Annotated in this window: 5 protein-coding genes; 2 read left to right on the top strand and 3 right to left on the bottom strand. The window is 68.1% G+C overall.

Annotated elements, in window-relative coordinates:
- Window positions 1-54 precede the first annotated feature (54 nt).
- Window positions 55-897, top strand: a complete 843-nt coding sequence (locus tag ACWDU1_RS29715; RefSeq protein WP_450003532.1) for a hydantoinase B/oxoprolinase family protein — start codon at window positions 55-57, stop codon at window positions 895-897.
- Here the strand turns inward: ACWDU1_RS29715 and ACWDU1_RS29710 are convergent.
- From ACWDU1_RS29710 to ACWDU1_RS29700, 3 genes are read right to left on the bottom strand one after another with little or no spacing between them, the layout of a single operon-like run.
- Window positions 877-1,677: an SGNH/GDSL hydrolase family protein gene (locus tag ACWDU1_RS29710; RefSeq protein WP_450003531.1), complete on the bottom strand. Its 801-nt coding sequence runs from the start codon at window positions 1,675-1,677 to the stop codon at window positions 877-879. The genes ACWDU1_RS29715 and ACWDU1_RS29710 overlap by 21 nt on opposite strands.
- Window positions 1,619-2,389, bottom strand: a complete 771-nt coding sequence (locus ACWDU1_RS29705) for an SDR family NAD(P)-dependent oxidoreductase (protein WP_450003529.1) — start codon at window positions 2,387-2,389, stop codon at window positions 1,619-1,621. The genes ACWDU1_RS29710 and ACWDU1_RS29705 overlap by 59 nt, the downstream gene beginning before the upstream one ends.
- Before the next feature lie 20 nt (window positions 2,390-2,409).
- Window positions 2,410-3,240, bottom strand: coding sequence for a sugar phosphate isomerase/epimerase family protein (locus tag ACWDU1_RS29700; RefSeq protein WP_450003528.1), 831 nt, complete (start codon window positions 3,238-3,240; stop codon window positions 2,410-2,412).
- A gap of 188 nt (window positions 3,241-3,428) precedes the next feature.
- On the opposite strand from ACWDU1_RS29700, the gene ACWDU1_RS29695 reads away from it, so the two are divergent.
- On the top strand, window positions 3,429-4,799 hold a 1,371-nt coding region (locus ACWDU1_RS29695), incomplete at its 3' end, for an MFS transporter (protein ID WP_450003526.1).

The following is a 4,799-nucleotide window of genomic DNA, read 5'->3' as shown; positions in this document are numbered from 1 at the left end:
AACCGGCGGCGTAGCCACCACACCCAAACCGTCCGGGGAACTGGGGCAACCTCAATCGACGTCCGCCTCAAGCAAGGCGCCGCCGTCGGCATCCTCGAATTCCCCTACAGCTGCTCAGTAGCCACAACCAACCTCTACGACCGGCTCACCATGTGCGTCAGCTCCGCATTCGCTCAACTCGGCGAACCCTTCGGAATCGCCGAAGGACCCGTCGGCATGGGCATACCTCACGCGGTGATCTCCGGCCACGACTCCCGCACCGATCAGCCGTTCGTCAACCAGATGCTGATGGGCGCGGCCGGCGGGCCGGGAAGCGCAACCTCCGACGGGTGGCTGACCTGGAACATGCCCGGCACCGCCGGCCTGACCTACCGGGACTCGATCGAAATCGACGAGCTCAAGATGCCGATCCTGTATCGGCATGTGCGTATGCTGCCCGACTCCGGCGGACCCGGACGCCACCGCGGCGGATGCACCGTCGATATGGCCTACGAATCCAGAGAAGACGGCGTCTCGATCATCTCCTCCTGCGACGGCCAGATCAACGCACCCAAAGGCGTACACGGTGGACAAGACGGAGCCCGCGCCGCGGGCTGGCTCCTCGACACCGACGGCACCGAAACACGCCTGCCCAACAACGTCGTCCTCACCCTCCAAGCCGGCCAGGCAGTCCGCGGGGTCGAGTGTTCCGGCGGCGGCTACGGCGACCCACTCGACCGCGACCCCGAACGCGTCCTCACAGACGTCCTGGGACGTTGGGAGACCATCGAACACGCCCGCGAGGCCTACGGGGTCGTCATCACCGGCGACGGAGACAACCTCTCCGTCGACTACGACGCCACCCGTACCACGCGGGCGCAGCGCCGAGCCGCTGTGTCATCTGCCGCGTTCCGGTAGCTGGGTCGGGAGGCGCCGCAGCACCTCTTCGGCGAGGAGATGCTCGCCCAGGTCGGTCAAATGCACCCCGTCCTCGCGCCACAGTGACATGCGGTCCGGGCGGGGTCGTTTGCCGGCTGGCCGGTCCAGGTGAGCGCTGGTCGTGGTGAAGCGCTCCCACGCGCTGACGAATGCCGCGTCCGCCGTGTCGGCGACGGCGCTCGCCGCGTCGCCGTACCGGCGGAGTTCGTTGTTGACCTCGGCGGTGTCGGCACCGGGGAGCCATCCGACCGGGGGTGGAGCCACGATGAGGACACGGTCGGCGCGGGCGTATAAGACCTGTATCGAAGCGTGCAGGTTCTCCTCGTAGCGGGCGCGGGTCGCGACTTCGTCGTCGCCGGTGCGCAGCCGCTGCCAGACATCGTTGGTGCCGCAGCCGATAACGGCAAAATCCCCGGTGTGGGCGGGAGCCGTGGCCTCGATGTGGTTGCGGACATCGGTGGAGGTGGCGCCTGCGGCGGCGAAGTTGGTGGTACGGATATCGATCCACGGCAGGCGCGCCTGTAGAGCGACCGCGACTCGGTGGGCGTAGCCGCGATGACGCCACTGGGTCACCGTGACCGTGCTGCCCACAGGCGGCAGATTGTAGGGATCGATCAGGGCGGGATCGTGGGCCTCCTGGGCGGCGATCAGGCTGTCGCCCCACCAGGAGATCCGTATCGAAGGCCGGGCGGGCCCGATGTCAGTGGATATGGCTGCCCCCGTTGATGTCGATGGTGGTGCCGGTGAGGTAGGAGGCATCCTCGGAGGACAGGAAGGTGATGATCGAGGCGACTTCGCGGGTGGTGGCGGTGCGACCGAGGGGTATGTCGCGACGGATCCCGGCTTCCTGTTCCTCGGTGCTTCCGACTCGGATCGCGGTGTCGACCGCGCCCGGGGTTACGGCGTTGACGGTGACCCCGGAGTCGCCGAGTTCACGGGCGAGTGCTCGGGTGAAGCCGAGGACGGCGGCCTTGGCCGAGGAGTAGGGCACCTTGCCGAAGACGCCGCCGCCGCGTTGGGCCGATACGGAGGACATGTTCACGATCCTGCCCCAGCCGTTGTCGATCATGGCGGGCAGGAAGGCGCGGGTCACCAGGTAGGTGCCGGTGGCATTGACCGCCATGACCTTGTTCCACAGATCGAGCGTGGTCTCGAGGAAGGGAACAGGTGAGGTGATGCCGGCGATATTGGCGAGCGCACCGACCGGCGGAAGGGCGCCGCCGGCGACCTCCGCGGCCACCGCGGCGTGCGCGCGGAGCACCGACTCCTCGTCGGCGACATCGATCTCGTGGCCGAAGGCGGGTACGGCGAACTCCGCGCCGATCTCGGCGGCCACCTTGGCCGACTTCTCGCCGTCGAGGTCGAGCACGACGACGGCCCAGCCGTCCTCGGCGTAGCGGCGGGCGGTGGCCAGGCCGATGCCCTTGTCGGAGGTGGCGCCGGTGACGACGGCGGTGCGCTGAACAGACATGGGTGTGCTCCTTCGAAGGGTCAGCGGATCAGGGGGGAGAGCAGGCGCGCGGCCGAGGTGGCCGCGGCCGGGCGTTCGGTGCCGGTGATATCGCGGGTCTCGAGTTCCAGGCTGAAATGCCCGTCGTAGTCGTAGTCGTAGTCGTAGCCGTAGTCGGCGAGTGCGGCGAACCCCGCACCGAAATCGACCGCACCGGAACCGATGCTCCGGTTGATATCGCCCACCACCGCATCACGCAGATGTACTTGCTCGATGCGATGACCGAACAGTCGGACGAAGGCGACCGGGTCGGCGCCGGCGGCGACGATATGGCTGAAGTCCATCACGATGCCGACGTCCGGCGCCAGCCGCGCGGTGAGCCGGGTGGCCCGGGGCAGGTCGTGGCAGAGCCGGTGCACATGCAGCGACTCGGTCCACAGTGCGAGTCCGGCGGCGCGGGCTGCCTCGGACGTCCACGGCAGGTGCGTGGCGACCAGATCCAGATCCTCGTCGAGGGTGCGGATCGGGTCGTGGGCCAGGGCGCCGCACGGGAGCACGAGCGCCTGCGCCCCGACGGCGGCGGTCAGTTCGAGCAACCGTTCCAGGTGTGCCTGCGTGCTTTCGTCGGCGGGACGGTTCAGGTCTCCGATATCGCCGTTGACGCTGCGTACGCGGAGCCCGGACGCGGTCACCTGCTTCGCCACCTGTTCGATTGCCGCGGTGTCCAGCGCGAACGGCACGTGATCGCAGACGCCCGGCAGCGCGCCGAGGTCGATCTCGGTGAAACCCAGGCCGTCGATAGCGCGCAGCGCCGCGTCGAGCGGTAGATGGCGGAAGCTGATCGTGGAACAGCCGAGCCGGTCATGGAACACGGGAGATCCTCCGGGCGGTCGGTGATGATGCCCACAGTACGATCCATGACTGTCAACAGTCAACGGTTGGTGTTTGACGGTTGACAGGATCCGGTGGCGGGGGTCACACTAGCGTCACTGTCGACAGTCGACATAACGTTCCCTCGAAACCCACCACCGGCCTCCACCCGGTGCGCTAGGAGAAACTCATGAGCACTGACGCTCTCGGGATGCGAGGTCCCGTCCACGGCACGAAGGACGCCAAGCGCGTCGCCATCGGCTCGTCCGTGGGCGCGGTGATCGAGACCTATGACTTCATCGGCTTCGGCACCGCCGCCGCGCTGTATTTCGGCACCGCCTTCTTTCCCAGCGGCGACCCGATGGTCGGCACCCTGGCCGCCTTCGCCACGCTCGGTGTGGGTTTCGCGGCCCGTCCGCTGGGCGGGGTGCTCGGCGGGCATCTGGGCGATCGGCTGGGCCGCAAGCCGGTGCTGGTCGCATCGCTCATCGTCATGGGCCTGGCCACCTTCGTCATCGGGCTGTTGCCCACCTACGCGCAGGTCGGGCTGTGGGCGCCGGCGCTGCTGGTGACCGTGCGGATCATCCAGGGCCTGGCCTTCGGTGCCGAGTGGGGCGGCGCCATTCTCATGAGCTACGAGCACGCGCCCTGGAAGGCCAAAGGCCGCTACACCGGCATCGTGCAGGCCGGATTCCCGGTAGGGCTGCTGCTGGCGAACCTGGTCTTCCTGGCCAGTGTGCATCTCGGTGGCGACTGGGGCTGGCGGGTGCCCTTCCTGGCCAGCATCGTCCTGGTCGCTGTCGGCCTGGTCATCCGGTCGAAGGTGCCCGAGTCCCCGGTGTTCGAGGATGTGAAGGACAGCGGCGAGATCGCCGCCTCGCCGGTTCTGGAGTCGGTGAAGAAGGACTGGCGCGACATCCTGCGCGGTATCGGCCTGCGCGTCGCGGAGACCGCCGGATACGCGGTGTCCATCACCTACATGATCTCCTACCTGCACGAAAACGATTTGGCGGGCAAATCCGAGACGCTGCTGGCTCTGTGCATCGCGTCGGCGGTCGGCGTTGTGGCAACGGTGGCCTGGGGCGCGCTCACCGACCGGGTCGGTCGTCGGCCGGTCTACCTCTGGGTGTGCGGGTTCGCGGTGCTGTTCGGCATCCCCATGTTCCTACTGGTGAACACGGGGCTGTTCGCCCTGGTGATCGCGACCTTCGTGATCTCCTACGCGGTATGTCAGAACGCGCTGGCCGGTACCCAGGGAGCGTGGTTCCCCGAGCTGTTCCAGGCCGCGCGACGGGCGTCGGGTGCATCGCTGGCCTACCAGATCTCGGCCATGGTTTCCGGTTTCACGCCGTTTGTGACCACGCTGCTCTATGTGTGGCTCGGCTGGATCGGCCCGGCACTGCTGTTCAGCGCCTACGGATTGATCGGCCTGATCGCGGCCGTGCTCACCCGGGAGACCTGGGGCCCCCGCGAGCGACTGCTCGCCGAAGAGGCCACCCTGGCCGCGGTTTCCGATCTCGGCGCGGCGTCGCGCCCCCTCGTCTCCCCCTCCACGACTCCC

It is taken from the genome of Nocardia sp. NPDC003345 (assembly GCF_053589395.1).
This window is presented reverse-complemented; position numbering and strand designations above follow the sequence as displayed.